Source organism: Pandoraea sp. E26 (assembly GCF_000681415.1).
GTDB classification, from domain to species: Bacteria; Pseudomonadota; Gammaproteobacteria; order Burkholderiales; family Burkholderiaceae; genus Pandoraea; species Pandoraea pnomenusa.
In genome coordinates, this window is record NZ_AYXJ01000013.1 from 116,828 (window position 1) to 143,380 (window position 26,553).

Sequence of the window (26,553 nt, forward strand, 5' to 3'; positions counted from 1 at the left end):
TTGCTCAACGCTTTGTTCAATCGCCGCCGCACCGTTTCCGCCCTGCTAAGCGGCACGACCATCCTGCTGGGTGTGCTTGCTGCCTGGGCCTTCGCCCGCTTCGCCGCCGATCAACTCGTGGCGAGCCGTTCGGCGCGCCTGCTCTTCGAAGAGCGCAGTATCGCCAGCCGGCTGGCTCATGGTACGGTCCATACGGTCAATCAGGACCTGATGCTCATTCGCGGCATTCCCCGCGTGCTTGCGCAGATCGGGCAGATTCAGGATGCCGCCGCCGCCATCGACGCCCAACCGGTGAAGCGCCTGCCGCCAAAGGTGGCCAGACACGCGCTGCTTGCCAACCCGCAACTCAAACCCGTGAACGCGCTGCTGAGCGCCGCGCAACAGTACTTCGGCGCCGATCTCGTCTGGCTGGGCACGTCCGACGGCGTGACGATCGCCTCGAGCGACGCCGACACGGCGAATCCGCTCGTCGGCGACAACTTCGGCGACCGCGCGTACTTCAATGCGGCCGTGCTCGGCGGAGCGGGCCAGCAATACGTCATCGGACGCAAGACGGGGCTCCCCGGGATCTACTTCACGGCGCCGGTCTATCACGACGGCCGTCTCGTCGGCGTGGTGGTGGTCAAGCTCGGCATTCGCAGACTGTCGCACTGGGTGGATACCGGTGCTTCGTTTGTTACGGACCCCAATGGCGTCATCCTGCTCGCCAACGATCCGACATTCACCGGCTTGGCCGTGCCCGGCGCCAGGGTCTTCCGCATGACGCCCGACGAACGGCGTCATCTGTACAAGCGGGAAGACTTCACCGTAGTCCCCATCGAGGCATACGATCTTGCGCCCGGCACGCCCGCGATCTTCCGGCACAAGGGCAGCGGCGACACCGGAAAACACGTGGCCCGTCTCGTTCGCATACGCCCGGACAACCAGCCGTTCCTGCTGGAAGCCGAGGTGTCGACCGACGACGATCTCGTGATCTACACCATGAGCGAGGCGCCCACGCTCGGCAGCCTGTCCATCGAACGCCGCCGCTACGCAGTCCTGGTGTTTGCCTTGCTGCTAAGCTCCGCTGGCGCGCTGTACCTGCTGGTTAGGTACCTGCGTCGAGAAAAACTTCAACTGTCCGACACTCTCGCCAAGAATGCCGCGCTCGAGCATGAAGTCAAATACGATGCGCTCACAGGGGCGCTGTCGCGCGGCCACTTCCTCAAGCGCCTGAATTCGGAAGTCGCGCGGGCCGAGGCGACCGGCATGCCTGCCTGCGTCATACTCGTGGATCTCGACCATTTCAAGCAGATCAACGACACCTGGGGGCATGCACGCGGCGATACGGTTCTGGCCCACTTCGTCCACCTTTGTCACGAATCGTTACGCGAAGATGACATTTGTGGTCGTTTGGGTGGCGAAGAATTCGCTATCATCCTGAGTGGTGCAACGGAGGCCCGAGCCTTTGACGCCGCCGAGCGGCTGCGCGACGCCGTTCACACCAGCCGCATTCCCGTCGACGACCGGACGCTTCAATTCACGATCAGCGCCGGTGTCGCGCAATGGCACCCTCGCGATGACGCCAATGCATGGCTCAGACGTGCCGATGCGGCGCTTTATCTTGCCAAATCTCACGGACGCGATCGTTGCGCCCGTGAATCCGACCTCCGGGACCTCACCCGAGGCGGATCGTAACGGACTTCGGGCTCACCGGCCCGGGGTCGCCAACCCAGACCGGACCGATGCCCAAGACGAATTTCGCCACATTCGCCCCATCGCCGCTGCGCGTCCTGCAATGCGGGGCGACGGCGCTCTGCCTGGCCCTGAGCCAGACAGCCCACGCCGATCTCTCGCTATTGCAACCGCCACGCGCGCTGGCCGGCGGCGCACCGCTCCAGCTCATCCTGCTCGCCACCCAGGACACCCCCGGACGCAAGACGATCAAAGTACCGGCCGAGATCGTCGTGCGCGTCTCCAACGACGACTTCAAGCCCACGCTGCTGCACCTCAAGCGCGCCGCGCTCGAACCGTCCGAAGTCACGCTCTCGAACGGCCAGTTCCGGCGCATTTCGTACTCCGCAGTATTGCCCGCCGAATGGCGCGGCTCGGTGCGTATCGAGCCCGTCGACTGGGATGCATCGACGACCACCATCGTGCTCGATCGGGCCGCGCCGGCAGAGCCGATGGTGGCAGCTGCACCGGCGCCTTCGGGCAGGGGAGGTGCATCGTCGGCCGTGCCCGCCGCCCCTTCCGCTCCTGCCGCCTCCGGCGCATCGGCCGCGGCATCCCCCGACGTGATTGCCCCCACCAGCGACACCGAGTTCGCGCGCATCTCGTCCAATGAGCCGATGTACATTGCCTTTGGGAAGAACGGCGATGCCAATGCGCGCTTCCAGTTGAGCTTCAAGTTCCACATCCTGAAGCCGGACAATCCGACGTCGAAGGCCTTCCTCGACAATCTGTATTTCGGCTATACCCAACTGTCGATCTGGGATCTCGAAGCCGAATCGGCCCCGTTCCGGGATTCGAACTACCGGCCGAGTCTGTTCTACTACGTCCCCGATACCGGCGTACGCGCCGGCTGGTTTTCGTCGCTGGGCGTCGCCGCCGGGTTCGAGCACGAATCCAATGGCAAGGCCGGCACCGATTCCCGTAGCATTAACACGGTGTTCGTCAAACCCATCTTCAAGTTCGGCAATCTGTCCGACTATCACTGGACGATCGCGCCAAAGTTCTATGCGTATGTCGAGAAAAAAGACAACCCCGACATCCAGAACTATCGCGGCTACATGGATCTGCTTGTTTTGTGGGGCAAGCCGAACGGTTGGCAGATCGGCGCAACGCTGCGCAAGGGCATGAAACGCAACTACGGCAGTGTGGACGTTCAGGTGACGTATCCCCTGGGCAAGCTGATTCCGGGAACCGGCGGCTATCTTTGGCTCGGTTACTTCACGGGCTACGGCGAAGACATGCTCGACTACAACCGGCATTCGCCGTCACAGGTGCGGATCGGTTACAGCGTATTCCGTTGGTAGCCCCGCCGCGGCAACGGCAACCATCGCCCGTCTACCCCGAATCCGTCCGCAATGTCCACCCGTCGCCCCCCGGGACATAGGGGGAATCAAAACCGGCATCGCCATCGGTGAGATAATGGCGCGACGCCACCCTCCCTCGCAGCCCAATCCGAAATATCCTTTATGTCCGAACTGCACGACCGCCCCGACAGCCCTTGTATTGGCGTTTGCTCGACGCTCTTCGACGACGTCTGCAAGGGGTGCGGCCGCACCGCCTCCGAAGTGTCCAACTGGGTGTTCTTCAGCGACGAGGAGAAAGCGGCCGTGTGGGAACGCATCACGCGCGACGGCACGGCCATGCGTTTCTGCGACAACGGCGCTACGACTTCGCCGACTTGAACTGAAGCGACTTGTATTCGAGGAATTCCTCGAAGCCATAGACACCGTTCTCACGGCCATGCCCGGACTGCTTGAAACCGCCGAACGGTGCCTGAACGTTGAACTCCCCGCCGTTGATGTCGACCTGCCCCGTGCGGATCTGACGCGCCACACGCACCGCCCGCGCCTCGTCGCCTGACCACACGCCTCCGCCCAATCCGTAGATCGAGTCGTTGGCAATGCGCACGGCATCGGCCTCGTCCTGATAGGTGATGATCGACAATACCGGGCCGAAAATTTCCTCCTGCGCCACGGTCGCGTCCGGCGTGACACGCCCCAACACCGTCGGCTGCACGAAAAAACCCGCTTCGAAGCCTTCGGGCACGGCATCGCCGCCGGCAATCAGTTCCGCCCCCTCCGCCAATCCCTTGCGAATGTAGTGCTGCACGCGCTCGCGTTGTGCCGCCGAAGCCAGCGGCCCAAGACGCGTCGCTTCCTCGCGCGGGTCGCCCAGCGTGAAGCGCGCAACGGCATCCTTCACCAGCGCCTTGACCTCGTCGTAGCGCGACGCCGGCACCAACATGCGCGTATGCGCCGAGCAGGTTTGCCCCGAATTGAGATAGCACGCGTTGAGCGTCCCCTTCACCGCCGCGGCAAAGTCGGCATCGTCGAGCACCACGGATGCCGACTTCCCGCCCAACTCCAGGGCTACGCGCTTGACCGTTTGCGACGCCACTTCGGATACGCGCTTGCCCGCTCGCGTCGACCCGGTAAACGAGACCATGTCGACATCCGGATGACGTGCCAGCACTTCGCCAACGACCGGGCCGAGTCCGGTGACCAGGTTGAATACGCCAGCCGGCAAGCCCGATTCGGCGATCACCTCGGCAAGCATGAACGCATTGAACGGCGCCACTTCGGACGGCTTGAGCACCACCGTGCAACCGGCCGCCAGCGCCGGCGCCACCTTAAGCGTGATCTGGTTCAACGGGTAGTTCCACGGCGTGATCGCCCCGACAACCCCCACCGGCTCGCGCACCACCAGCGAATTGCCGACGCGCGCCTCGAACTCGAACGTCTGCGCCAACTCCGCGTACTTGTTCCAGTGATACACGGGCCCACCGACCTGAATCGCACGCACCAGCTTGATCGGCATGCCGGTCTCGCCGGTCATGACCTCCGCCAGCGCGTCGGTGCGGGCCTTCAGGCCCGCCGCGATCTTGCGCAGGTAACCCGCGCGTTCCGCCGGCGTCGTTGCCGCCCAGGCATCGCGCGCCTTGCGCGCTGCGGCGATGGCCGCCTCCGCATCGGCCGCATCGCCTTCGGGAATGCGGCCCATGAGCGTGCCATCGGCCGAGTGAAAGACGTCCAGCGTGCCGCGCCCGATCGGGGCAACCCATTGACCGTCGATGAAAAACTTGTCGTACGTCATCATGCAATGTCTCCTGAAGGGAGTTCCGCAACGAACACCCATTGTAGTGCGCCCACCCCGCGCTTTCGCCACTTCGCGCCGAAATCGGCGAAGGCCGATACGCGACTTCCGCTATTCCCAGGAGGCCATCAGACAGAAAGCGCGGTTGCAACGTCTGCCCCGGCGCCAGTGCGCCATGCACGCGGTGGGTCGATATCGGCCGGATGGTGCACGGATTTCACCCGCAAACAAAAACGGGGCGCCTGCCATGCAAGCGCCCCGTCAGGGGACCCCACCTGTCGCGCCCGGTCGGCAACCCGGCACACACGACGCGCACCAGGATGCTTTCGCCGATTCCGGAGACGCCTTAGACCTCGACGCCCTGGCTCGCCAGGTATTCGTCGTAAGTGCCCTGGTAATCGACCAGCGTGCCGTCGCTCTTCACTTCGATCACGCGCGTGGCGAGGCCCGACACGAATTCACGGTCGTGCGACACGAAGACCAGCGTCCCCGGATACTTGTCGAGCGCGATCTGCAGCGATTCGATCGATTCCATGTCCATGTGGTTGGTGGGCTCGTCCATCATCAGCACGTTGTGGCGGCCCAGCATCAGCTTGCCCCAGATCATGCGCCCCTTCTCGCCGCCGGAGAGCACGCGAACCGACTTGCGCACATCGTCACCGCCGAAGAGCAGCCGACCGAGCGAGCCGCGGATCACCTGGTCGTCGTCGCCCTCCTTGCCCCACTGCGTCATCCAGTCGGTCAGCGTGACGTCTTCCGGGAACGCCTCGGACGTGTCCTGCGGCATGTAACCGATGTTGGCGTTCTCGGCCCACTTCACGTTACCCGCGTCGATCGGCAAATCGGTCATCAGACTGCGCAGCAGCGTCGTCTTGCCGGCACCGTTCTCGCCGATGATCGCGACGCGTTCGCCGGCACGCACCGCGCCCGTGAAGTTCTTGAAGATCTGACGGTCGTAAGCCTTCGAGATCCCTTCGAATTCGAACGCAAGGTTGTGCAGCTTCTTCTCGAACTCGAAGCGGATGAACGGGTTCTGGCGCGAGGACGGCTTGACGTCCTCGACCTTGATCTTGTCGATCTGCTTGAGACGGCTCGTCGCCTGACGCGCCTTCGACTTGTTCGCCGAGAAGCGACGCACGAAATCCTGAAGGTCGGAGATGCGTTCCTTCGCCTTCGTGTTCGCTGCCATCTGCCGCTCGCGGGCCTGCGCCGACGCCAGCATGTAGTCGTCGTAGTTGCCCGGATAGATGGTCAGCGTGCCGTAGTCCATATCGGCCATGTGCGTGCACACGGCGTTCAGGAAGTGGCGATCGTGCGAAATGATGATCATGGTGGAATTACGCTCGTTGAGCACGTCTTCCAGCCAGCGGATCGTGTTGATGTCCAGGTTGTTGGTCGGTTCGTCGAGCAGCAGCACGTCCGGATTCGAGAACAGCGCCTGCGCCAGCAGCACACGCAGCTTCCAGCCAGGCGCGACGTTGCTCATCAGCCCCTGGTGCTGGTCCGTCGGGATGCCCACGCCCAGCAGCAGTTCGCCGGCACGCGCCTCGGCGGTGTAACCGTCGTACTCGGCGAACTTCGCCTCGAGCTCGGCGGCGTGCATGTAGTCGTCGTCCGTGGCTTCCGGATTCGCGTAGATGGCATCGCGCTCGCTCATGGCGGCCCACATTTCGGTGTGCCCCATCATCACGACGTCGAGCACGCGCATGTCTTCATACGCGAACTGGTCCTGCTTGAGCTTGCCCAGACGCACGTTCGGTTCGAGCATGACATTGCCGCTGCTCGGCTCCAGATCCCCGCCCAAAATCTTCATGAATGTCGACTTGCCGCAACCGTTGGCGCCGATCAGGCCGTAGCGGTTACCCCCGCCAAATTTGACGGAGATGTTCTCGAAGAGCGGCTTGGCGCCGAATTGCATCGTGATATTGGCAGTAGACAGCACAGGCGGTATCCGGGAGATGAGGTGCGGTGGCACAAAATTGCGCCACGAAACCGGACATTTTAACACCGATGCGTGTCGTGCGCCCCCTGCGCCCCCTCCCGTCCTGTGAACGTTCCCAAATTTGACGCGCAGCACGGACACGGGCGCCCACCGGCCTTAGGCTGCCTCGCGCCGTCACGGCTCGCTCGCTCCGACGACGCCTCGCGTCGGGGGCGACAAGGCCCCCCGGTCCAATGCCCCGGTGCCACCGAGCGGTCGCACCGGCGACACCACCCTGTCAGAGAACCTTCACATGACTGTCAACCTCGGCGCGACGTCGCCTTCCCACCTGTCACACCTGTCACACCTGTCACGCCACATGCGCCACGTGCGCCCGCAGCCTCCCCAGTGCCCCTCTCGCCCGACGCGCACCGAACGGCAGCCGCTGTCGTTGCCGGCGGGTGGCGCAGACAATTCCGCTCAGGCATCCGTCCCGACCGCGCCATCGGTCCAGCCGGCTCGACCGGTGCCACCGGCCGCCGACGCGGCCCGCGCCGCCCAGGAGTGATCGGCGGCGTCGACAAGCCGCAGGGGCATTCGGCACCATAAAAAAACCGCCGGCAAGACCGGCGGTTTTCCGTCATCGCGCTGCGCCGTCGCAAGACGGCCCACTGGCTCACTGCTTCGGTAGCGAGCCTTCCACGCCCTCGACGAACCAGTTGATCTGGTGCTTCTCGTCGTCGTTGAGCGTCTTGCCGGCCGGCACGATTTCCTTGCCGTCCTGCCCTTTGATCGGGCCGGTGAACGGGTCGTACTTGCCGTCCCGGATCGCGTCGTGGCGTGCGGTCACGGCCTTGCGCACCGCTTCAGGCACCGCCTTGTCGTTGATCGCCACCAGGTTGATCTCGTCTTCCTTGATGCCCCCCCAGACCGGCGTGTTCTTCCACGATCCCTGCATCACTTCCTCGACCGTGCGGACGTAGTACTTGCTCCAGTCGATGGCGGCCGACGCCAGATGCGCATTCGGGCCGAACTTGCTCATGTCCGAGTCCCAGCCGAAGGCGTGGATCTTCTTCTCTTCGGCCACTTGCATGACCACAGCCGAGTCGACGTTCTGCATCAGCACGTCGGCGCCCTGCCCCACGAGCGATTCAGCGGCCTGACGCTCCTTGCCCGGGTCGAACCAGCTGTTGATCCATACGACCTTCACCTTGACCTTCGGATTGACTTCGCGCGCGGCGATGGCGAAGGCGTCGATGTTGCGGATCACCTCGGGAATCGGCACCGATGCCACGTAGCCGATCACGTTGGTCTTGGTCACATGACCGCCGACCACGCCCGCCAGATGCGCGCCTTCATACGTGCGCACGTCGTACGTGCCGAGATTTGGCGCGGTCTTGAAGCCGGTGGCGTGCTCGAACGTCACATCGGGAAAGTCAGCCGCGGTCTTGACCATCGAATCCATGTAACCGAACGACGTGCCGAAAATCAGCTTGTTGCCCTTGCTCGCGAGATCGCGGAACACGCGCTCGGAGTCGGCGCCCTCGGGCACGTTCTCCACCCGGGTCACGCTCACCTTGTCGCCGAACTTGGCCTCGACGGCCCTGGCGCCCTGCTCGTGGGCATAGGTCCAGCCCGCGTCGCCCGGGTTGCCGATGTAGACAAATGCCACGCCCATGGGGCCCTTGCCCGCCGCGGCGGCCGACGCCTGCGCATCCGAAGCTGCCGCCGGCGCACTGGCCGTGTTGTTCTCCTGCTTGCCGCAGGCGCTCACCAGCATGGCCGCCGCCAGGCTGGCCATCGTGATCAGGACTTTACGTCGCATCGATTCTCTCCTCGTCATCGATTGTTTCAGGTTGATTCTGTTGTCGCACACCGAACGGGCACCGCCGGCCCGGGGTGTCAGGACCCGGCGAAGAACGGCTTGCCGAGCGATGCGGGCGCGTTCAGGCGAATCGTCTGCCGATTGCGCGAGATGACCACCAGCACCACGATCGTGGCGAGATACGGCAGGCTTGCCAGCACCTGCGAAGGAATCCGCACGCCCATCGCCTGCGCCTGAAACTGAAGCGCCATGACCACGCCGAAGAGCAATGCCCCCAGCGCCGTGCGGCCGGGACGCCAGGTGGCGAACACCACCAGCGCCAGCGCGATCCAGCCGCGCCCGGCCGTCAGGTTCTCCTGCCACAGCCGCAGATAGCCTACCGAGTAATAGGCGCCCGCCAGTCCCGACATCGCGCCGCCGAACAGCGTCGCGAAATACCGGATACGCACCACCGGATACCCGATGGCATGGGCCACGGCGGGCGCTTCGCCAATCGAGCGCAGCACCAGACCGGCGCGTGTGCGATACAGGAACCCGGCGATCGCCGCGAGCAGCACGATCGACAGATAGCCGAGCGGGTTGAGCGAGAAGATCGACGGCCCCAGCACGGGAATCGACGACAGGCCCGGAATCGGCATGTCGCGCAGCATCGGGATCGTGGCGTCGGTGTATGGACGGCCCACATAGGCGGACAGGCCGACGCCGAAGATCGTGAGCGCAAGTCCCGTGGCCACCTGATTGGCCATCAACGACAGCGTGAGCCAGGCGAACACGCCCGACATCGCAACGCCGGCCGCCACGCCCGCGAGTACGCCGAGCCAGAGGCTGCCCGTTTGCACGGTGACGGCGAATGCACCGATGGCGCCCATGAGCATGGTGCCCTCCACGCCGAGGTTGAGCACCCCCGACTTCTCGGTGACCAGCTCGCCCAGCGCGGCGAGCATCAGGGGAATGGCCGCGATCACGGCACTTGCCGCCAGCGGTGTGAGCCAGTGAATCCAGTCCATGCGCCGCTCCTCAGGCTTCGCTCGCCTGCGCGCGGACGCGGCGGCGAAGTCGGTAAGTCACGAAAACGTCGCAGCCCAGCAGACTGAACAGCAACAACCCCTGGAAGACGCCACTGATGGCCTTGGGCAATTGCAGCGACGTCTGCACGGCTTCGCCGCCAAGGTACAGCAGCGCCATGAGCAGGCTCGCCAGCACGATGCCCACCGGATGCAGACGCCCGACGAACGCCACGATGATGGCCGTGAATCCATAGCCCGGCGCCCACGTCGCCTGAAGCTGGCCGACCGGCCCGGCGACTTCGCCCGTTCCCGCAAGCCCCGCCGCCGCCCCGCCAATGAGCAACGCAAGCCAGACCGCGCGCGGTTCCGAATATCCCGCGTAGCGCGCGGCCAGCGGCGCGAGGCCTCCCACCTCCATGCGATAGCCCGCGAAACTCTTGCGCATGAAACACCACGCCGCGGGGACCGCCAACACGGCCATGAAGACGGACGCGTTCAGTCGCGTGCCGCGCCACGGCGCCCAGTGCCAGTCGCCGAAGAAGCGTGGAAACAGCGCGTCGCGGCCGAAGCTGATGGACTGCGGGAAGTTCATGCCGTGCGGGTCCTGCCACGGACCGCTCACGAGGTAAATCAGCAATTGCGTGGCCACGTACGTCAGCATCAGGCTCACGAGAATTTCGTTTGCGTTGAAGCGCACGCGCAGCAATGCGGGAATCGCCGCCCACAGCATGCCGCCCAACGCACCGGCGACCATCATCAGCGGCAGCAGCCAGGGCCCGCCGTGGCCGTCGAAATGGATGGCAACGCCGGACGCGAAAATCCCGCCGAGCAGCAACTGCCCTTCCGCGCCGATGTTCCAGACATTCGCGCGATAGCCGATGGCAAGTCCCAGCGCGATGAGACACAACGGCGACGCCTTGAGCAACAGTTCCGACCAGCCATTCAGACTGCTGATGGGCGCCAGGAAGAACGCGGCCATGGCCTGGGCGGGGTTCTTGCCGAGAAAACTGAAGATGAGCACCCCGCCGGCGAGCGTGATGAGCGTGGCGATGAGCGGCATCACAAGCCGCATGCTGCGGGAGGGACTGGGCCGCGGCTCAAGCATGAGATCGAACATGGTGTCTGGTGATCGATGGAAACCGATAAATACGTTTGGGCGGCGGCAGCCATATTCACGGCGCCAGCGCCGACGATGGCAATGGCGTCTGACTCAGGCGGCGCGCTCGCCCGGCCCGCCGGGGAACATCCCGGCCATCCACAAGCCGATCTCGCGCGAATCGGTCTGCTCGGGCTGGCGCACGGGCGACAGACGTCCCTGTGCCAGCACCGTGATCCGGTCACAAATTTCGAAAAGTTCGTCGAGTTCTTCGGATAGCACCAGCACTGCCACACCGCGCGCCGACAGATCGAGCAGTTGCTGGCGAATGAAGCTGGCCGCCCCTACGTCGACGCCCCAGGTGGGTTGCGCAACCACCAGAACCCGGGGCTCCTGCAGAATCTCGCGCCCGACGATGAACTTCTGGAGGTTCCCGCCCGACAGACTCTGGGCCACGGCGTCGGGGCCGCCCGCCTTCACGTTGAACCGGTCGATGCACAGCGAAGCGAACCGGCGCAACGCGCCGAGACGAATCCATCCGCCGCGCAGCAATCCGAGATGTGCCGTGCCGGACGCGCCCAGCAACGCATTGTCGGTCAGCGACATGGCGGGCACGGCCCCGCGCCCGAGGCGTTCCTCCGGCACGAAAGCCAATCCGAGACGCCGTCGCGTGGCAGCACCCATGCGCCCGACGGCGCGGCCGTTGAGCCGAATCGCGTCGGCCAACGGGGCCCTGACCTCTCCCGAGAGCGCGGCGAGCAATTCGGCCTGGCCGTTGCCGGAGACGCCGGCAATGCCCACGATCTCGCCGGCGTGCACGTCGAGATCGATGCGCTGGAGCGCGGTGCCAAACGGGTCGTCGCTCGCCATGCTGAGCGAGCGCAGCGACAGCAGTGCCTCGCCCGGTTGATGCGGGCGCCGCTCGATCCGCGGCAAGGCGCGCCCGATCATCAGTTGCGCGAGCGTCTCGGCCGTCTCGTCGCGCGGCACCGCGTGGCCCGCCACGCGTCCGCCGCGCAGCACTGTGGCGCGGTCGCACAGATCGCGGATTTCGTCGAGCTTGTGGCTGATATAGACGATGCTGCAACCCTCCGAAGCCAGGCGGCGCAGCGTGGCGAACAACTTCTGGACAGCTTGCGGCGTGAGCACCGAAGTGGGCTCGTCCATGATGAGCAATCGCGGATTCTGCAACAGGCACCTCACGATTTCCACGCGCTGGCGCTCCCCCACGGACAGGCTATGCACGTAACGCATGGGATCGACTTCGAGGCCGTACTGGCCGGACACGTCGCGGATGCGGGCCGCGAGCGCCCTGAGATCGTGCCCGGCGTCGTCCAGCGCAAGCGAGATGTTCTCCGCGACGGTGAGCGTCTCGAACAGGGAGAAATGCTGGAACACCATGCCGATGCCGAGCTTGCGCGCGGCGGCCGGGCTGTCGATGCGGACCGGTCGTCCTTCCCAGCGGATTTCCCCCGCGTCGGGGCGCACCGCGCCGTAGATGATCTTCATCAACGTGCTTTTGCCCGCCCCGTTTTCGCCCAGCACGGCGTGGATCTCGCCGGGCAACACGCACAATGCGATGTCGTCGTTGGCCACCACGCTCGGGTAACGTTTGGTGATGCCGGTCAGCGCCAGACGTGGCGTGGCTTGCGCGGCTTGCGAAGGGGATGTCACTGGCGCGGTCTCGGTCGGGGTCTGCTGGCTTGGCCGGCCTGACAGGTCAGGCTTCGGGCGGGGACGAAAATACCCAATTCGCGGCGAAATGTCGAGCGTGTATCAATAAGACGGCAACGCCCCATGCGACGGGCGCGACAAGCGTCGACTTTGGTGATAAGGGTTTTCGCTATGGAGCCCCGGCAGCTTGTGCTTCATAATGATTTACTTATGCAATTCCGGGTCCGACATATTCGGATCGTTATATTTCTCATGAGCCAAAACCGCGAACCGATCGACACCTATTTGCTGCGCGTTCTTCACACGCTGTTGATCGAGCGCAGTGTGACGCGGGCGGCCGTCAAGCTGAATCAATCGCAACCGGCGATCAGCGCGGCACTGCGCCGCTTGCGCGACATCACCGGCGATCCGCTGCTGGTGCGCGGCAAATCGGGCATGGTGCCCACGGAATACGGTCAGTCGTTGCTCGAGCCGACGCAAAACGCATTGCGTGAGATCGAACGCATTACGGTGCAGCAATCGAATTTCGATCCGGCAACCACCGTGCGCACGTTTCGCATCGGGTCGCCCGATTATCTGAACACGCTGTTCGTGCCCACGGTAGTCGAACGTTTCCGTCAGCAGGCGCCCAACGCGCAACTCGAACTGCATTCGCTCGGCCCCGCCTTCGACTACGAGCACGCGCTCGAGGACGGCAAGGTCGACATCGTCATCGGCAACTGGCCGGAGCCGCCCGAGCAGTTGCATCTCTCGAACCTGTTCGTCGACCAGATCGTGTGTCTGGTGCGTAATACGCACCCTTACGCCAAGCGCGGCCTTACGCTGGAGCAGTACCTCGGCAGCCCGCACCTCGCGCCCACACCGTACTCGGTCGCCCAGCGCGGCGCCATCGACATGCACCTGGCGCGCGAGCGTCTGAAGCGCAATGTCGTAGTCACGATTCCGTACTTCAATCTGGCACCTTACGTTTTGCTCAAGTCGGACCTGATTTTCACGACGACACGCCTGTTCGCCGATCACTACGCCGAATTCCTGCCGCTCACGGTGGTCGAGGCGCCCATCGATTTCCCGCCGATGCAGTATTACCAGTTGTGGCATGAGCGCACGCACTATTCGGACGAGGTGCGCTGGCTGCGCAGCGTGATCTCGGATGCAACACGCACGTTGCTCGAAGCCCGCACTCCGTCCTGATCCGTCCTGAGCTTTCTCGATCCGTCATTGGCCGTCGTTGGCGCGCCGGTTTTACCGGCGGAGCGGCCCCCACCGCTCCGCCGAACCGCACGGCGGCGTTCCCCATGCACGGGAACTCCACCCCGACGTCCCGCTTGCTCGGTGTCACGCCGAGTCCCACACCATGAATATGGCACCGGCGTGGCAACGCGCTATCGGGAGGCCTCGGCCAGTTGCCGCGCCAGCGCGTTGTGACGCGTGACGAGCGACGGCAGGTCGAGCGTCGCCAGACGCCCTTCCCGCACCACCACCCGACCGTTCACCACGCTGTACGCAGCTTGTCCAGGATTACAGAAGACGAGCGCCGCCACGGGATCGTGCAGGCCGCCAGCCATGCCGATACCGCGTGTGTCGAACGCCACGAAGTCGGCGGCCATGCCAGGGGCGAGCCTGCCAATGTCGTCGCGGCCCAACACGCGCGCACCGCCCAAGGTGGCGATCTCCAGCGCCTCGCGCGCCGTCATCGCGTCCGGGCCGAACCCGACACGCTGCAGCAGCAGCGCCTGACGCGCTTCGTTGATCATGTTGCCCGCGTCGTTCGACGCCGAGCCATCGACACCGAGACCGACCGGCACGCCGGCGTCGCGCATGCGGCGAATCGGGGCGATGCCCGAGGCGAGACGCATGTTGGAGCATGGGCAATGCGCCACGCCCGTGCCTGTCCTGGCAAAGAGCGCGATGCCGGCGTCGTCGAGTTGCACACAGTGCGCGTGCCAAACGTCGTGGCCGACCCAGCCGAGGTCCTGCGCGTACTCGGCGGGGGTCATGCCGAACGTTTCGCGGCTGTAGGCGATGTCGTTGACGTTCTCTGCCAGGTGCGTGTGCAGCGACACCCCGAAGTGGCGCGCCATCGACGCCGATTCGCGCATCAGGTCGCGGCTCACGGAAAACGGCGAGCACGGCGCCACGACCACGCGCAGCATCGCGTAACGGCCGGCGTCGTGGTAAGTCTCGATGAGTCGCTGGGTGTCTTTGAGAATCTCGTCTTCGCGCTCCACCACGCGATCGGGCGGCAGGCCGCCCTGGCTCTGCCCCACGCTCATGCTGCCGCGGCTCGCATGAAACCGCATGCCGATCTCGGCGGCGGCTTCGATGCTGTGATCGAGCCTGCAGCCGTTCGGGTAGATATACAGGTGATCGCTCGACGTGGTGCAGCCGGAGAGCAGCAGCTCGGCCATGGCGGTTTGCGTCGAGACGCGAATCATCTCCGGCGTGAGGTTGGCCCACACCGGATACAGGTTCGTGAGCCAGTTGAACAGTTCGCCGTCCTGCGCGGCGGGCAGCGCGCGGGTGAGGCTCTGGTACATGTGGTGATGCGTGTTGACCAGACCGGGGATGACAACGTGCCCCGTCAGGTCGAGCACTTCGTCAGCACTCGCCGGCAGCGCGTCGCTGGTGCCCACCGCCACGATCCGGTTGTCCTCGACGTACAGCCCGCCACGCGCGATTTCGCGGCGGCCTGCGTCCATCGTCACCAGCACATCGGCATTCTTGACGAGCAGCGTTTTCATCAATGCGCCTCCAGCCCCATGCCATTGCCGTTCGTCTCGCCGTGGCCGTTGGCCTCCGGGGCCTTGAAGCCGTTGAAGTAGGCGTTCAGGATCACGGCCGAGAGCGTGGCGAGCAGAATCCCGCTATGCAGCAGCGGCGCGAGCTGTTCGGGCATCTTCGAGAAGAACTTGTTCGATGCGACCGGAATCATCGCCATGCCGACGCTGATGGCCACAATGTACAGGTTGTAGCGATTTTTCGCGTAATCGACCTTGGCAAGGATCTTGATGCCGGTGGCGAGCACCATGCCGAACATCACTACACCGGCGCCGCCCAGCACGAATTGCGGGATCGATGCGACAACGACGGACATCTTCGGAATCAGCCCGAACACGAGCAGGATGACCCCGGCCGCCGCGCATACCCAGCGGCTCTTGACGCCCGTCACCCCCACCAGCCCGATGTTCTGCGAGAACGACGTGTGGGGGAACGTATTGAACACGCCGCCAATGACGGTGCCCAGGCCATCGACGCGCAGGCCCGCAACGAGGGCCTTTTCATCGACGGGCTTGCCGACGATCTCGCCGAGGGCGAGGAACATGCCGGTCGACTCGATGAACGTGATCAGCATGACGATGGTGAGCGTGACAATGGCCCACGGATCGAACACGGGCATGCCGAAGTGGAACGGCAGCACGACGTCGAACCACTTCACCTGGTCGAGTCCGTCGAAGTTGACCTTGTGGAGCATCAGCGCGATGGCGAATCCGAACAGAATGCCGAGCAACACCGCGATGTTCGAGAAAAAGCCTTTCACGAAGCGCGTAATCAGCAGGATGAAGATGAGCACCGCGAACGACACGCCGAGATATACCGGGTCGCCGTAGTCGGGATTGCCCACGCCGCCGGCGGCCCAGTTGATACCCACGCCGATGATCGTCAGGCCGATGGACGTGATGACGATGCCCGTCACGATCGGCGGAAAGAAACGCAGCAGTTTGCCGATCACGGGCGCGAGCAGCGTGCCGATGATCCCTGCCGCGATCGTTGCGCCGAAGATCCCGGGCAACCCCAGTGACGGATTGGTGCCGATGGCGAGCATGGGGCCCACGGCCGCGAAGGTCACGGCCATGATGACGGGCATGCGAATGCCGAAGCGGCCCACGCCCACGCTTTGCAGCAGCGTGGCGATTCCGCAGCACATCAGGTCCGCGGAAATGAGAAAGGCAATCTGATCCTTGGGCAGTCCAAGGGCGCCGCCAATGATGAGCGGCACGGCTACCGCACCCGCGTACATCACCAGCACGTGTTGCAGGCCCAGCATGAACAATTTTCCGATCGGCAGTCGCTCGTCGACCGGATCCACGGCTTTGGTTGTCACACTCATTGCGTCTCCGTCCCAGGGGGGGCTGTTTGATTGATTTTTTGGGGTGGCTCAATGGTGCAGGTCGACGCCTTTCGCGGCAAGACCGCCGGGGGCTATAGTGTTTTTTTCATGGAACGTATGCATGAATACGTATCCTGCCTCTCGGGTTTTCCCCGAGAATGTACGTACCCATTGGGCTTTCCGGGCGATGCGTCTCTCCTCGCGATAAGGCTTCATATGAATCGTGTTATGCACGAGATAACCAAAGCCCATAGTGGTCCTCGGATACCCCAATGCGAGGCATTCGACCTACGCTTGCCCCTATGGCGATGCGCGTTTGATGCCGGTCATCTTTTTGTCTGGCGCGACATGGTATGTGCGCGTTTTTATCTTTGGTATTGCGCGCGTTGCCCGGCTGCCATCTCCCTACAATGCACCCATCCATCACAGGAGACACCATGGGACGACTGACTACCCACGTACTTGATACATCGCACGGCAAGCCCGGCTCGGGCATCCGTGTGGAGCTGTGGCGCGTGGACGGCGAGCGTCGCGCGCTGCGCGACGTGCACACGAACAGCGACGGCCGCTGCGACAAGCCGCTGCTCGAAGGCGACGACTTCGTCGCGGGCGAATATGAGCTGGTGTTCCACGCGGGCGACTATTTCGCCGCGCAAGGCGTGGAAGTGCCGTCGCCGCGATTCGTGGATCGCGTTGTCCTGCGATTCGGCATTGCCGAGCCGTCCCAGCATTACCACGTGCCGCTTCTGGTGTCGCCGTGGAGCTTTTCCACGTATCGCGGCAGCTGACAAGCGCGAGCGTGAACGTCAGGCAGTTGAGGAGAACATAAGATGGAAGCGTTTATTACCGACTGGGTCAACCTGTTGCTTCGGTGGTTGCACGTAGTGGCAGCCATCGCCTGGATTGGCGAGTCGTTCTATTTCGTGATGCTGGACAACGGGCTGAAGCCGCCCAAGGCCGCCGAGGACAAGCAGAAAGGTGTGTTCGGCGAGATGTGGTCGGTGCACGGCGGCGGCTTTTACCATGCCCAGAAGTATCTGAACTCACCACCACAGATGCCCGAGGACCTGCACTGGTCGAAGTGGAAGTCGTACACCACGTGGCTGTCGGGCTTCGCGCTGTTCTGCGTGCTGTACCTGCTCCAGCCGCAGACGTACCTGATCGACAAGAACGTCATGGACCTGCAACCGGGTCAGGCGGTGGGGATTGCGCTGGCATTCCTGATCGGCGGCTGGTTCGTCTACGATTTCCTGTGCCGCATGCTCGGCAAGAACGAACGTGTGCTGGGCATTGCCGTGGCGCTGTTCGTGGTGGCCGCCACGTACGCGACGACGCATATATTTGCCGGTCGCGCCGCGTATCTGATCGTTGGCGCGATGATGGCGACGTCGATGTCGGCGAACGTGTTCTTCTGGATCATCCCGGGGCAGCGCAAGAGCGTGGCCGCGCTGGCCAAGGGCGAAGTGCCCAACCCGATCTGGGGCAAGCTGGGCAAGCAGCGGTCGGTGCACAACACCTATTTCACGCTGCCGGTCGTGTTCATCATGATCAGCAACCACTACGCGTTCACGTACAGCAACCCGTACAACTGGGTGATCCTGACGATCATCATGGCCGCGGGCGCAATGATTCGTCAGTTCTTCGTGCTGCGTCACGCGGGCAAGAACCTGTACGCACTTCCCGTGGCGGGCGCCGCATTGCTCGCCGGCGTTGCCGTGTTCGCCGCACCGCGCCCCACGCCGGCGCCGGCTGCCGGGGCACATGGCGAAGCCGCCGCACCGGCGGTGAAGCTCTCGGAGATCCAGCCGATTCTCACGCAGCGTTGTGCCACGTGCCACTCGGCCAAGCCGACGATGATGGGCAGCGCCCCGGCTGGCGTGATGCTCGATACGCCGGCCGAGATCTCGCAGAACGCACAGCGCATCTATCAGCAAGCCGTGGCGCTCAAGTCGATGCCGCTGGGCAACGTGACCCAGATGACCGACGCCGAACGCCAGAAGATCGCCGCCTGGTTCAACGGCGGTGCACAACAATAACGCGAGCGTCCGTCTTTCTTGCTGGACCCATGTTGGGGCGCTTCGGCGCCCCTTTTTTTACGCTTGCCATTCGTGGCCTTCCACGATGGGAGTCCGGGCGAACTTGCCGGCGCAGCCGGTGGCGGTCACTTCGGGGAACTCCGGCATGACCGCCAGTGTCTGTCAGAGGCGCCCGTCACTCGGACGCGATCGACAAACATCATGAATTTCCTTCTTTTCTGTGCCTCCCGCCAGGGCGTCGTGTGGGTGCATCTGCACCAGGCGATGTTCCCTCCGTCCGCCCGCCTGCCTCGCTGAACGCGCCAACGTGCGCATCGGCGAGGCGGAGCGCTCACGCCATCGCTTGCGCGCGAGCGGCAACCCTCCCCCGTTCCGACGTCTTTCATGTCCCGGATATGCAAGCCACGGTGAGCCGCGTCCCGACACGACGCGGTGCAATGTCATCGAGGGGACCATGTCTCTTTCCAATACAACCCATCACTGCAATCCAACGCAGGGCGCGAGGACGTCCCTGCTCAAGGAATTTACCTCGCTCGCCGTGCCGACCATCCTTTCGGGCTGGGTCTACACGGTCTATACGCTGATTGACGGCATCTTCATCGGCCGATACGTCGGTGAACAGGCGCTCGCCGCGCTGAATCTGGTGGTGCCGCTGCTTTACGTGCCTTATGCGCTAAGCGTGATGGTCGGCGTCGGCGGCGCGACGCTCATTGCGCGCCTGCTCGGCGAGGCGCGTCACGCCGAAGCCCGTCGCGCATTTTCGCAGGTCCTTTGGGTGATGTTTGCCGCGGGCGTCGCGATGAGCGCGGGTGTGCTCGCGTTCAAGCACGACATCGCCGCTGCGTTGGGTGCGAGCGGCGCCATCACACCGCACGTCGTCGCCTATCTGTCTGGCTGGGGCTGGTTTGTGCTGTTCGCGAACGGGCTCTATGCGATGGAGTTATTCCTTCGCGTCGAAGGCGCCCCCGCGGCGCGTTTCGGCCTGTACGCGATGGTGCTCGGTGCACTGGCCAACGTCGCACTCGACTATTGGTTCATCGCGGTTCGCGAGATGGGCATGTATGGTGCGTCGCTCGCGACCGGGTTGTCGATGATGGTGTCGAGCAGTGTCATGTTCGCCTACCATCTCGTGCTCGCAAAACGTGTCGTGCCCGCGCGTCCGGCATTTGGCGGCAACGGACAAAACCACGTATGGCGCGCCATGTACAACGGCGCGTCGGAGTTTCTCGGCGCCATCGCCCCGGCGTTGACGGTGTTCGTCTTCAACCGGGTGATTCTCGTGCACTTCGGCGAGCCCGGGCTGGCCGCCTACGCCATCCTGGAATACATGACGCTCGGCGCGACGGTCACGATGGTCGCGCTCGTGCAGAGCATGCAGCCGATGATCAGTTTCTACCGCGGCGCGCGCAACGCGCAGGCGTTGCGCGCCTCGTTCCGGTTAGGGGCGTTCGCCGTCATCGGATTTTCGTTCATCGTCGCGCTCGCGATGGCAACCTTGGCACGTCCGCTGACGTTCCTCTTCCTGCCGGCAGGCGGCGCGGCATGGTCGATCCTGGAGCATGCGGTCGTCTGGTATGCGCTGGCGTTTTTGCCGGCGGCGGGCAACCTGGTCGTCGCGGGCTATCTGACAGCGCTCGAAGCGCCGGGACCGTCGGCGGTCATCGCCATGCTGCGAAGCTGGATTCTGCTGCTGGGCATCCTTTGGGTGCTTGACGCCCTGCTCGGGGGCGACGGCATCTGGTACACGTTGCTGGCCACGGAGGCGGTAACGCTGGCGCTCAGCGTGTGGCTGTATCGCAAGCAGCATCGCCATCACGGCGCGATGCCGGCATAGACGCCCCTATCCGGCACGCCCGCATCCACAGGCCCATCGCGCGTGTCAGCCGGATGCGGCGGCCTCTCCTGCCGCCCGCTCAGGATGGCATGCGAAGCGACACCGTCTGCGCGAGCGACTGGACGCTCCCGGCGTCCTCCGCACCGGGCATGCCGTCTGGGGGGGCCGCGCGTGGCGGCAGCGACGCGGGCACATTGGCGGTGTCGCTCGCCGCCCATTGCGGCTCGGGCAACTCGTCGAACACCTGACGCAATCGCGAACCCCACGTGTCGTGAATCATCTTGTAGTAGACGTTATCGTCATCGAGCGACGCGAAACGCGTCACGCGCAGGCTGTCCTCCTCGTAGACGAGCAAGTCGAGCGGCAGTCCCACGGAGATGTTGGAGCGCAACGTCGAGTCCATCGAGATGAGCGCGCACTTGGCGCCATCGTCAAGCGACGTGGCGGGCGTGACGAGCCGGTCGATGATCGGCTTGCCGTATTTGGATTCGCCGATCTGGAAGTACGGATTGACGGACGACGCCTCGATGAAGTTGCCTGCCGAGTACAGCTGGAACAGTCGGCTCTTCGCGCCGGCAATCTGTCCGCCGAGCAGGAAGCTGCAATTGAAGTCGACGCCGAACGCCTCGAGCGATTTGGCGTCGCGGGCATAAACGTCGCGGATGGCCTGCCCGACCACACGGGCCACATCGCCCATGGTCTTGGCGGTCCATAACGTTTCGGTATCGCGCGCTTCGACGAGTTGCTGGCGCACCGCCTGCGTGAGCGCAAGATTGCCCGCCGAGAGCAGCACGATCACGCGCTCGCCGGGACGCTCGAAAACGAGCATCTTGCGGAAGGTGCTCACGTGATCGACGCCCGCGTTGGTACGGGTATCGGAGAGAAAGACCAGCCCGGCATCGAGCTTCATGGCCACGCAATACGTCATGTCGTTCCTGTCTCGCCGTGCGAGGCGCGCCGCCTCGTCACGTGTCACGCTATTGTTGTTGATCGGGCGGCACGGTGTCGACGCTGACCGACACGTGCAGCGCCTCGCTCGCGCCGCCGCTGCGCATGCCTCTCACGGGGGCGGCGGATTCGTAGTCGCGTCCCACCGCCAGACGGCAATAGTTGCCGCTGGCGAAGCACGCATGGGTCACGTCGATGCTCACCCACCCCGCCCCGTCCACCCACACGTCGACCCAGGCGTGACTGGCGGCGTGCGGCACGTCGCCCGGATCGATATAGCCGCTCACGTAGCGCGCCGGCACGCCACGCGCCCGGCACACGGCAAGCATGAGGTGGGCGTGATCCTGACACACGCCCCGCCCCAGCGCCATCGCCTGCGCGGCGGTGCTGGTCACGGCGGTGATGCCGGACGCATAGTCGACCCGCTCGCAAATGGACGCCGCGAGCGCGAGCAACCCCGCGGGCGTGCCCACCCCGGCATCGGCGGCAAGCGCGTCGATCGCGTCACTGCGCCCGGTCAGCGGTGTGGCGCTGGCGAAGCATAACACCGGCACGGCGTGGCTCGTTTCGTCGAGCCTGCCGTCGACGAGCCGCGTGGTGTCGACCTCGCCCTCGGCGAGCAGATGGATCTCGTCGTGCGCCTGATGCAGCACCAGCGTGTGCATGTCGTTGCCGAATGCGTCGCGCGACGGCGTGAGTTTACCCGGCGCGCTCAAGCGCCATTGCAGCACGCGCTGCGCCTGCGAGGCGCCCGGCGTGAGCCGAAGCTGCTGGATGGTGTAGCGCACCGGTGTGTCGTACCGGTAGGTGGTTTCGTGACGGATGATCAGGCGCATGGTGTCAGGCCGCCAGCGGGATCAGGAATGTCTGGCTGATCTTGTTGCCGAGCACGGAGACTCGCTCGAGAAACTCGGTCAGGACGGGATGCAGGCCTTGCTGCTGAATTTGCCGGATGTCGGTGTACTTCAGCTCCGCGTGGAGTTTGCCGGCATAGCGCTCGACATCGCCGGACTGCGCGTTGGCGAGCGTTGCGAGGTTTTCGCACACGCCGTTGAGCGACGCGAGCAACGAGCGCGGCATATGGGCATTGAGCATGAGCAACTCGACGACGCGCTCGGGCGTGATCACGTCGCGATACACCTTCCGGTAGATCTCGAATCCGGACACGCTGCGCAACACGGCAGACCAGTAGTAGAAGTCCGTCGGATGCGACGCGTCGGGGCCCGCCTTGTCGGCCCGCACAGCCTCGTGAAAGCGCACGTCGAGGATCCGGGCGGTGTTGTCCGCGCGCTCGAGGAACAGGCCCAGGCGCGTGAAGTAGAAGGCATCGTCCTGGAACAGCGTGCCGAAGCTCACGCCGCGCGAGAGATGCGAGCGAACCTTGACCCATTCGAACAGGTGGGCCGGATCGCGCTCCAGCAGATCGAGCATGCGAGGGAACTCGAGCCAGGTACTGTTGACGGTTTCCCAGAGCTCAGTCGTGAGCGTTCCCCGCACGGCGCGCGCGTTCTCGCGGGCGGCGGCCAGGCAGCACGCAATGCTCGACGGGTTGTCGCGATCGCGCACCACGAAGTCAAGAACATTGGCCCGGGTCGCGCGTGCGTGCTTGCGATTGAATGCAGGCTCCAGCTCGGAGATGCGCAACGTGGCGCGCCATCCCGCCTCGTTGTCGATGCCGGCCGAGAGCGCGTGCGCGATGTCGACATCGTCGTCTTCGTCGCCGAGGTCTTGCGGCAGCAGCAGGTTTTGCAGGTTGACGTCGAGCAGGCGCGCGGTATTCTCGGCCCGCTCCATGTAGCGAGCCATCCAGAACAGGTGGTCGGCGGTACGGCTTAGCATGATTTCTTCCCGTTGGGTTGCGAGGGATCGCCGGCAGGCATGCTCATTTCTCCAGAACCCAGGTGTCTTTCGTGCCCCCGCCCTGCGAGGAATTGACGACGAGCGATCCTTCGGTCAGGGCAACGCGCGTGAGCCCACCCGGCACCATGGTCACCCCCTTGCCCGACGACAGCACGAACGGGCGCAGGTCGATGTGCCTGGGCGCGATACCCGCCTCGACGAAAGTCGGACATGCCGACAGCGCCAGGGTGGGCTGGGCGATGTAGCCGTCGGGCCTGGCGACGAGCCGCTCGCGAAACGCCTCGATTTCGGCTTTCGTCGCCGCAGGACCGACCAGCATGCCGTAACCGCCGGCGCCGTGGACTTCCTTGACGACCAGATCCCCCAGATGGTCCAGCGTATAGGCAAGATCGTCGGCGCGCCGGCACTGGTACGTCGGTACATTGTTCAGGATCGGCTTCTCGCCGAGATAGAACTCGATCATGTCCGGCACGAACGGGTAAATGGATTTGTCGTCGGCAACGCCGGTGCCGATGGCATTGGCCAATGTGACGCGCCCCGCCCGGTAGACGCTCAGCAGTCCCGGCACGCCGAGCGTGGAGTCGGCGCGAAACGCGAGTGGGTCGAGGAAGTCGTCGTCGATGCGGCGGTAGATGACGTCCACACGCCTGGGGCCGTTGGTCGTGCGCATGTAGACGAGATTGTCTTCGACGAAAAGGTCCTGCCCCTCGACGAGCTCGATGCCCATCTGCTGCGCAAGGAATGCATGCTCGAAATATGCCGAGTTGTAGATGCCCGGCGTCATGACGACGACCGTGGGATCGTCAACGCCCGCGGGGGCGACCGCGCGCAGGCTGTCGAGCAGCAGGTCGGGGTAGTGCTCGACCGGTGCGATGCGATTCCTTGCGAACAGCTCGGGGAACAATCGCATCATCATCTTGCGATTCTCCAGCATGTAGGACACACCGGACGGAACACGCAGGTTGTCTTCGAGCACGTAGAACTCGCCGTCGTCGCCCGTGCCGGCCCGCACCACGTCCACCCCCGCGATGTGCGAGTAGATGTCGCCCGGGACATCCACCCCCTGCATCTCCGGACGGTACTGCGCGTTCTTCAACACCTGCTCCGCCGGAATGACGCCGGCGCGCAAGATGTCCTGATCGTGATACACGTCGTGGATGAACTTGTTCAGCGCCTCGACCCGCTGGCGCAAACCGCTCTGCAAGGTTTGCCACTCGTGCGCCGGAATGATCCGGGGAATCAGGTCAAACGGAATGAGGCGCTCCGTTCCGGCTTCGTTCCCATATACGGCAAAGGTGATGCCGACGCGACGAAATGCCAGATCGGCCTCGGCGCGCTTGTGGTGCAGGACATCGTCGGACTGACATTTGAGCCAGTCGTCGAACCGACGGTAGTGCGAGCGCGTCGTCCCCGTGATGCTCGCCATCTCGTTGTAGCTCTCGACCATACGCTTCTCCGCAGATTGCCGTATCGAGATCGAGCAATATCCATGCCCGGCGGGGCGCCCTGCGATTCTCGCGCCGACCCGGTGCGCTTTTTCGGTGCGACCGCCATTTCCGCTCCGCTACGCGCGCCCCCGCATCGCTTCTTACGCCGGCCATGCACCGCTTTCGTGCCGACGGCCACGCACCATGCCGGTGAAAAATCTCCCGCTACCAACGCAAAACGCCGAGGATCTCTCCCCGGCGTTCTCTCTTGCAGCCCGCTTCCAATGTCTCGCCTGCCTCAAAAACACACGCAGTCTTAAGCAGCCTTTCGCGCCTTCTGCACCACATCCAACGCCGCCTGCGTCAGCAGATAAGCTGCCGGCAAATCCTGCTCGTCACAGTTGTGCCCCTCGCCACCCCGATCCACCACCACGAAGTCACTCACTTCTTCCAACGCCAGCAACGGGTGATGCCATACCCCCCTCGCATAATTCACGCCCTGCCATCCATCCGAGACGAACGCCCGCATACGACTCACGTCCAACTCGCCCGCCGGCGCCACCACCACCAGATACGGCGTCGTCTTCAACGGGATGAACGCCTGGCTACCCAGCGGGTGACGCTCCAACATCCTCACCTCGTACGGCAACTGCCTCGGCTGACCCCGGAAGACGTTCACCAACGGTCGCCCACCCTCCGGCCCCAGATCCACCGTCGCCAGATCGTGATATCGCTCGGTCGTGCCCCCGTTGATCGCGAAATGCTTCGCCCCCTCCAACTCGATCACGTCGCCAAACTCCGCAAACGCCTCTCGCGTCAACCGCTCGATCTTCAACGCCGCACCCGCCATGTCACACTCCCTTTTCCTCGCATTTGCCATCCCGTCCCGCGAACCATCGGCTCGCAGCAAGGACACCATGCTTCTGAACCCCTCATCACGCCCGTCATGCGTGTGATGCCCGCGCGACGAGTGGGTCCGGTGCCGCTCGCGCCCCCCCTTTTTGCTGCGCCTGCCTACGCCTTCCTGTCGCTCAATCGCCCCCACAAACGCAGGCGCGATACGCCCCCGTCCGGAATGATGTTGAACCGGATGTGCGTGATCGCACCGAGCTTCTGCACCGGCGCCTCGAAGTGGAACTGCTTGTCCATCGCCAATTTCTGCTCGGGCAACAACACCGGCCAGAACATGGACTGCGTGATCAACGACTGCTCGGTGCCTCCAGTCACATACGCCGCCTGTATCGAGCACCGGTCGGGGAAGTTGCCCTTGAAGTGCGCGGTGTCCACTTCGATCTTCGCGATCTCGCCCGGCTGCGCCAGCGCAATGATCGCCCAGTCGTTGCCCGGCTCGCGACGCCGACGCGTCTCCCATCCATCGCCCATGTTCACCCCGCGACCCGGCATCAACAGGTTCGACGCCAACCCGAAGTGCTGGTTGTTCGCGGCCACCACGTATCCCCCGTTCTCCATCGCGATGAGGTCGATGAGCTCGTCACGCGAGCGTCCCGCCCAGTCGCTCTGCGGCAGGCCGTACAGGCGCAGACGCGCCAGACCACCATCCGGATACAGGTTCACGCGCACATGGGTGGCCGGACGCTGCTCGGCAATGGCATGGTAGTGGTGCGCGTTACCCTGCAACGTGGTCGACGGCAACAACTCGAACCACTGCGCCGATTCTCCCGGTGCCCCCCCGGGGCTGTAGCACCCCTCGAGCGAGGCCGCCGGCGGGAAGTTGCCGGTGAAGTGGCTGGTGTCGAGATCGACGCCGAACAGCACACCCGGGCGCGCCAGCCTGACGATGCACCAGTCATGCCCGTTCACGCGCTTGCGACGCGTCTCCCAACCGTCCATCCACTTGCCGTTGTCGTCGTACTTGCCCGGGATGAACACGGCCGGCTCGGGATTGAGCATGCGCTCCTTGGCCGCGAAGAACTCGTCGCTGGCCTCCAATGCCTGCGCGCCCAGGCGAGGATCGGCCAGATTCACATATCGGCGCACGAATTCCGGTGCG

21 protein-coding genes are annotated in these 26,553 nt (G+C 64.4%); 7 read left to right on the forward strand and 14 right to left on the reverse strand.

All coding sequences use genetic code 11. The annotated features are described in order from the left end of the window. From W930_RS0109915 to W930_RS0109925, 3 genes are all read left to right on the forward strand, one after another. Positions 1 to 1,677, forward strand: a complete 1,677-nt coding sequence (locus W930_RS0109915) for a sensor domain-containing diguanylate cyclase (protein WP_023874194.1) — start codon at positions 1 to 3, stop codon at positions 1,675 to 1,677. A 47-nt stretch (positions 1,678 to 1,724) separates the two neighbouring features. Further along, entirely contained in the window at positions 1,725 to 3,017 is a 1,293-nt protein-coding gene (locus W930_RS0109920) for a phospholipase A (protein ID WP_023874192.1), read from the forward strand. 162 nt (positions 3,018 to 3,179) lie between these two features. After that, positions 3,180 to 3,395 (forward strand): DUF1289 domain-containing protein, encoded by a 216-nt coding sequence (locus tag W930_RS0109925; RefSeq protein WP_023596170.1) that lies wholly within the window; start codon positions 3,180 to 3,182, stop codon positions 3,393 to 3,395. Here the strand turns inward: W930_RS0109925 and W930_RS0109930 are convergent. The 6 genes from W930_RS0109930 to W930_RS0109955 all read right to left on the reverse strand — a co-directional run bounded on the left by W930_RS0109930 (position 3,376) and on the right by W930_RS0109955 (position 12,329). Beyond that, entirely contained in the window at positions 3,376 to 4,809 is a 1,434-nt protein-coding gene (locus tag W930_RS0109930) for an aldehyde dehydrogenase family protein (protein WP_023874191.1), read from the reverse strand. The genes W930_RS0109925 and W930_RS0109930 overlap by 20 nt on opposite strands. Positions 4,810 to 5,152: 343 nt before the next feature. Then, positions 5,153 to 6,748: an ABC-F family ATPase gene (locus W930_RS0109935; RefSeq protein ID WP_023596172.1), complete on the reverse strand. Its 1,596-nt coding sequence runs from the start codon at positions 6,746 to 6,748 to the stop codon at positions 5,153 to 5,155. 655 nt (positions 6,749 to 7,403) lie between these two features. Further along, positions 7,404 to 8,552, reverse strand: coding sequence for a BMP family ABC transporter substrate-binding protein (locus tag W930_RS0109940; RefSeq protein ID WP_023874190.1), 1,149 nt, complete (start codon positions 8,550 to 8,552; stop codon positions 7,404 to 7,406). A 77-nt stretch (positions 8,553 to 8,629) separates the two neighbouring features. After that, a complete protein-coding gene (locus tag W930_RS0109945) occupies positions 8,630 to 9,559 on the reverse strand; it encodes an ABC transporter permease (protein ID WP_023874189.1) in 930 nt (309 codons plus the stop codon). Positions 9,560 to 9,569: 10 nt separating this feature from the next. Beyond that, complete coding sequence (locus W930_RS0109950; RefSeq protein WP_023596175.1) at positions 9,570 to 10,676, reverse strand: ABC transporter permease; 1,107 nt, start codon at positions 10,674 to 10,676, stop codon at positions 9,570 to 9,572. A 93-nt stretch (positions 10,677 to 10,769) separates the two neighbouring features. Then, complete coding sequence (locus W930_RS0109955) at positions 10,770 to 12,329, reverse strand: ABC transporter ATP-binding protein (RefSeq protein ID WP_023874188.1); 1,560 nt, start codon at positions 12,327 to 12,329, stop codon at positions 10,770 to 10,772. Between the two features lie 252 nt (positions 12,330 to 12,581). Here W930_RS0109955 and W930_RS0109960 point away from each other — a divergent pair, with 252 nt between their 5' ends. Beyond that, complete coding sequence (locus W930_RS0109960) at positions 12,582 to 13,520, forward strand: LysR substrate-binding domain-containing protein (RefSeq protein ID WP_023596177.1); 939 nt, start codon at positions 12,582 to 12,584, stop codon at positions 13,518 to 13,520. A gap of 191 nt (positions 13,521 to 13,711) precedes the next feature. Here W930_RS0109960 and W930_RS0109965 read toward each other — a convergent pair whose 3' ends face one another. Beyond that, a complete protein-coding gene (locus tag W930_RS0109965) occupies positions 13,712 to 15,070 on the reverse strand; it encodes an 8-oxoguanine deaminase (protein WP_036642179.1) in 1,359 nt (452 codons plus the stop codon). Next, positions 15,070 to 16,437, reverse strand: a complete 1,368-nt coding sequence (locus W930_RS0109970; RefSeq protein WP_023596179.1) for a nucleobase:cation symporter-2 family protein — start codon at positions 16,435 to 16,437, stop codon at positions 15,070 to 15,072. The genes W930_RS0109965 and W930_RS0109970 overlap by 1 nt, the downstream gene beginning before the upstream one ends. A 437-nt stretch (positions 16,438 to 16,874) precedes the next feature. On the opposite strand from W930_RS0109970, the gene uraH reads away from it, so the two are divergent. The 3 genes from uraH (at position 16,875) to W930_RS0109985 (ending at position 20,307) form a co-directional block, all read left to right on the forward strand. Beyond that, positions 16,875 to 17,225, forward strand: coding sequence for a hydroxyisourate hydrolase (uraH, locus tag W930_RS0109975; protein WP_023874183.1), 351 nt, complete (start codon positions 16,875 to 16,877; stop codon positions 17,223 to 17,225). A gap of 42 nt (positions 17,226 to 17,267) precedes the next feature. Beyond that, the gene (locus W930_RS0109980) at positions 17,268 to 18,473 is read left to right on the forward strand and encodes a urate hydroxylase PuuD (RefSeq protein ID WP_023874182.1); all 1,206 of its coding nucleotides are present in this window, start codon (positions 17,268 to 17,270) and stop codon (positions 18,471 to 18,473) included. Positions 18,474 to 18,927: 454 nt separating this feature from the next. Continuing rightward, positions 18,928 to 20,307: an MATE family efflux transporter gene (locus W930_RS0109985; RefSeq protein WP_023874181.1), complete on the forward strand. Its 1,380-nt coding sequence runs from the start codon at positions 18,928 to 18,930 to the stop codon at positions 20,305 to 20,307. A 79-nt stretch (positions 20,308 to 20,386) separates the two neighbouring features. On the opposite strand, the gene W930_RS0109990 is transcribed toward W930_RS0109985, so the two are convergent. The 6 genes from W930_RS0109990 to alc all read right to left on the reverse strand — a co-directional run. After that, the gene (locus tag W930_RS0109990) at positions 20,387 to 21,235 is read right to left on the reverse strand and encodes a proteasome-type protease (protein ID WP_023596184.1); all 849 of its coding nucleotides are present in this window, start codon (positions 21,233 to 21,235) and stop codon (positions 20,387 to 20,389) included. 49 nt (positions 21,236 to 21,284) lie between these two features. Beyond that, a complete protein-coding gene (locus W930_RS0109995; RefSeq protein ID WP_023874179.1) occupies positions 21,285 to 22,091 on the reverse strand; it encodes a transglutaminase family protein in 807 nt (268 codons plus the stop codon). A gap of 4 nt (positions 22,092 to 22,095) precedes the next feature. Beyond that, on the reverse strand, positions 22,096 to 23,094 hold the full coding sequence (locus W930_RS0110000; RefSeq protein WP_023596186.1) for an alpha-E domain-containing protein: 999 nt from the start codon (positions 23,092 to 23,094) through the stop codon (positions 22,096 to 22,098). Between the two features lie 43 nt (positions 23,095 to 23,137). Then, positions 23,138 to 24,562, reverse strand: coding sequence for a circularly permuted type 2 ATP-grasp protein (locus W930_RS0110005; RefSeq protein ID WP_023874177.1), 1,425 nt, complete (start codon positions 24,560 to 24,562; stop codon positions 23,138 to 23,140). Positions 24,563 to 24,858: 296 nt separating this feature from the next. Beyond that, positions 24,859 to 25,392 carry an ureidoglycolate lyase gene (locus W930_RS0110010; RefSeq protein ID WP_028730960.1) on the reverse strand — a complete coding sequence of 178 codons (534 nt, stop codon included), beginning with the start codon at positions 25,390 to 25,392 and terminating at the stop codon, positions 24,859 to 24,861. A gap of 164 nt (positions 25,393 to 25,556) precedes the next feature. Beyond that, a partial coding sequence (gene alc, locus W930_RS0110015) for an allantoicase (RefSeq protein ID WP_028730961.1) occupies positions 25,557 to 26,553 on the reverse strand: 997 nt, incomplete at its 5' end.

Excerpts from the sequence above, each read along its gene's own strand:
- W930_RS0109920 (WP_023874192.1), top strand. The coding sequence starts at position 1,725 with ATGCCCAAGACGAATTTCGCCACATTCGCCCCATCGCCGCTGCGCGTC.
- W930_RS0109925 (WP_023596170.1), top strand. The coding sequence starts at position 3,180 with ATGTCCGAACTGCACGACCGCCCCGACAGCCCTTGTATTGGCGTTTGC.
- W930_RS0109930 (WP_023874191.1), bottom strand. The coding sequence starts at position 4,809 with ATGATGACGTACGACAAGTTTTTCATCGACGGTCAATGGGTTGCCCCG.
- W930_RS0109940 (WP_023874190.1), bottom strand. The coding sequence starts at position 8,552 with ATGCGACGTAAAGTCCTGATCACGATGGCCAGCCTGGCGGCGGCCATG.
- W930_RS0109945 (WP_023874189.1), bottom strand. The coding sequence starts at position 9,559 with ATGGACTGGATTCACTGGCTCACACCGCTGGCGGCAAGTGCCGTGATC.
- W930_RS0109950 (WP_023596175.1), bottom strand. The coding sequence starts at position 10,676 with ATGTTCGATCTCATGCTTGAGCCGCGGCCCAGTCCCTCCCGCAGCATG.
- W930_RS0109960 (WP_023596177.1), top strand. The coding sequence starts at position 12,582 with ATGAGCCAAAACCGCGAACCGATCGACACCTATTTGCTGCGCGTTCTT.
- W930_RS0109965 (WP_036642179.1), bottom strand. The coding sequence starts at position 15,070 with ATGAAAACGCTGCTCGTCAAGAATGCCGATGTGCTGGTGACGATGGAC.
- W930_RS0109970 (WP_023596179.1), bottom strand. The coding sequence starts at position 16,437 with ATGAGTGTGACAACCAAAGCCGTGGATCCGGTCGACGAGCGACTGCCG.
- uraH (WP_023874183.1), top strand. The coding sequence starts at position 16,875 with ATGGGACGACTGACTACCCACGTACTTGATACATCGCACGGCAAGCCC.
- W930_RS0109980 (WP_023874182.1), top strand. The coding sequence starts at position 17,268 with ATGGAAGCGTTTATTACCGACTGGGTCAACCTGTTGCTTCGGTGGTTG.
- W930_RS0109985 (WP_023874181.1), top strand. The coding sequence starts at position 18,928 with ATGTCTCTTTCCAATACAACCCATCACTGCAATCCAACGCAGGGCGCG.
- W930_RS0109990 (WP_023596184.1), bottom strand. The coding sequence starts at position 21,235 with ATGACGTATTGCGTGGCCATGAAGCTCGATGCCGGGCTGGTCTTTCTC.
- W930_RS0109995 (WP_023874179.1), bottom strand. The coding sequence starts at position 22,091 with ATGCGCCTGATCATCCGTCACGAAACCACCTACCGGTACGACACACCG.
- W930_RS0110000 (WP_023596186.1), bottom strand. The coding sequence starts at position 23,094 with ATGCTAAGCCGTACCGCCGACCACCTGTTCTGGATGGCTCGCTACATG.
- W930_RS0110005 (WP_023874177.1), bottom strand. The coding sequence starts at position 24,562 with ATGGTCGAGAGCTACAACGAGATGGCGAGCATCACGGGGACGACGCGC.
- W930_RS0110010 (WP_028730960.1), bottom strand. The coding sequence starts at position 25,392 with ATGGCGGGTGCGGCGTTGAAGATCGAGCGGTTGACGCGAGAGGCGTTT.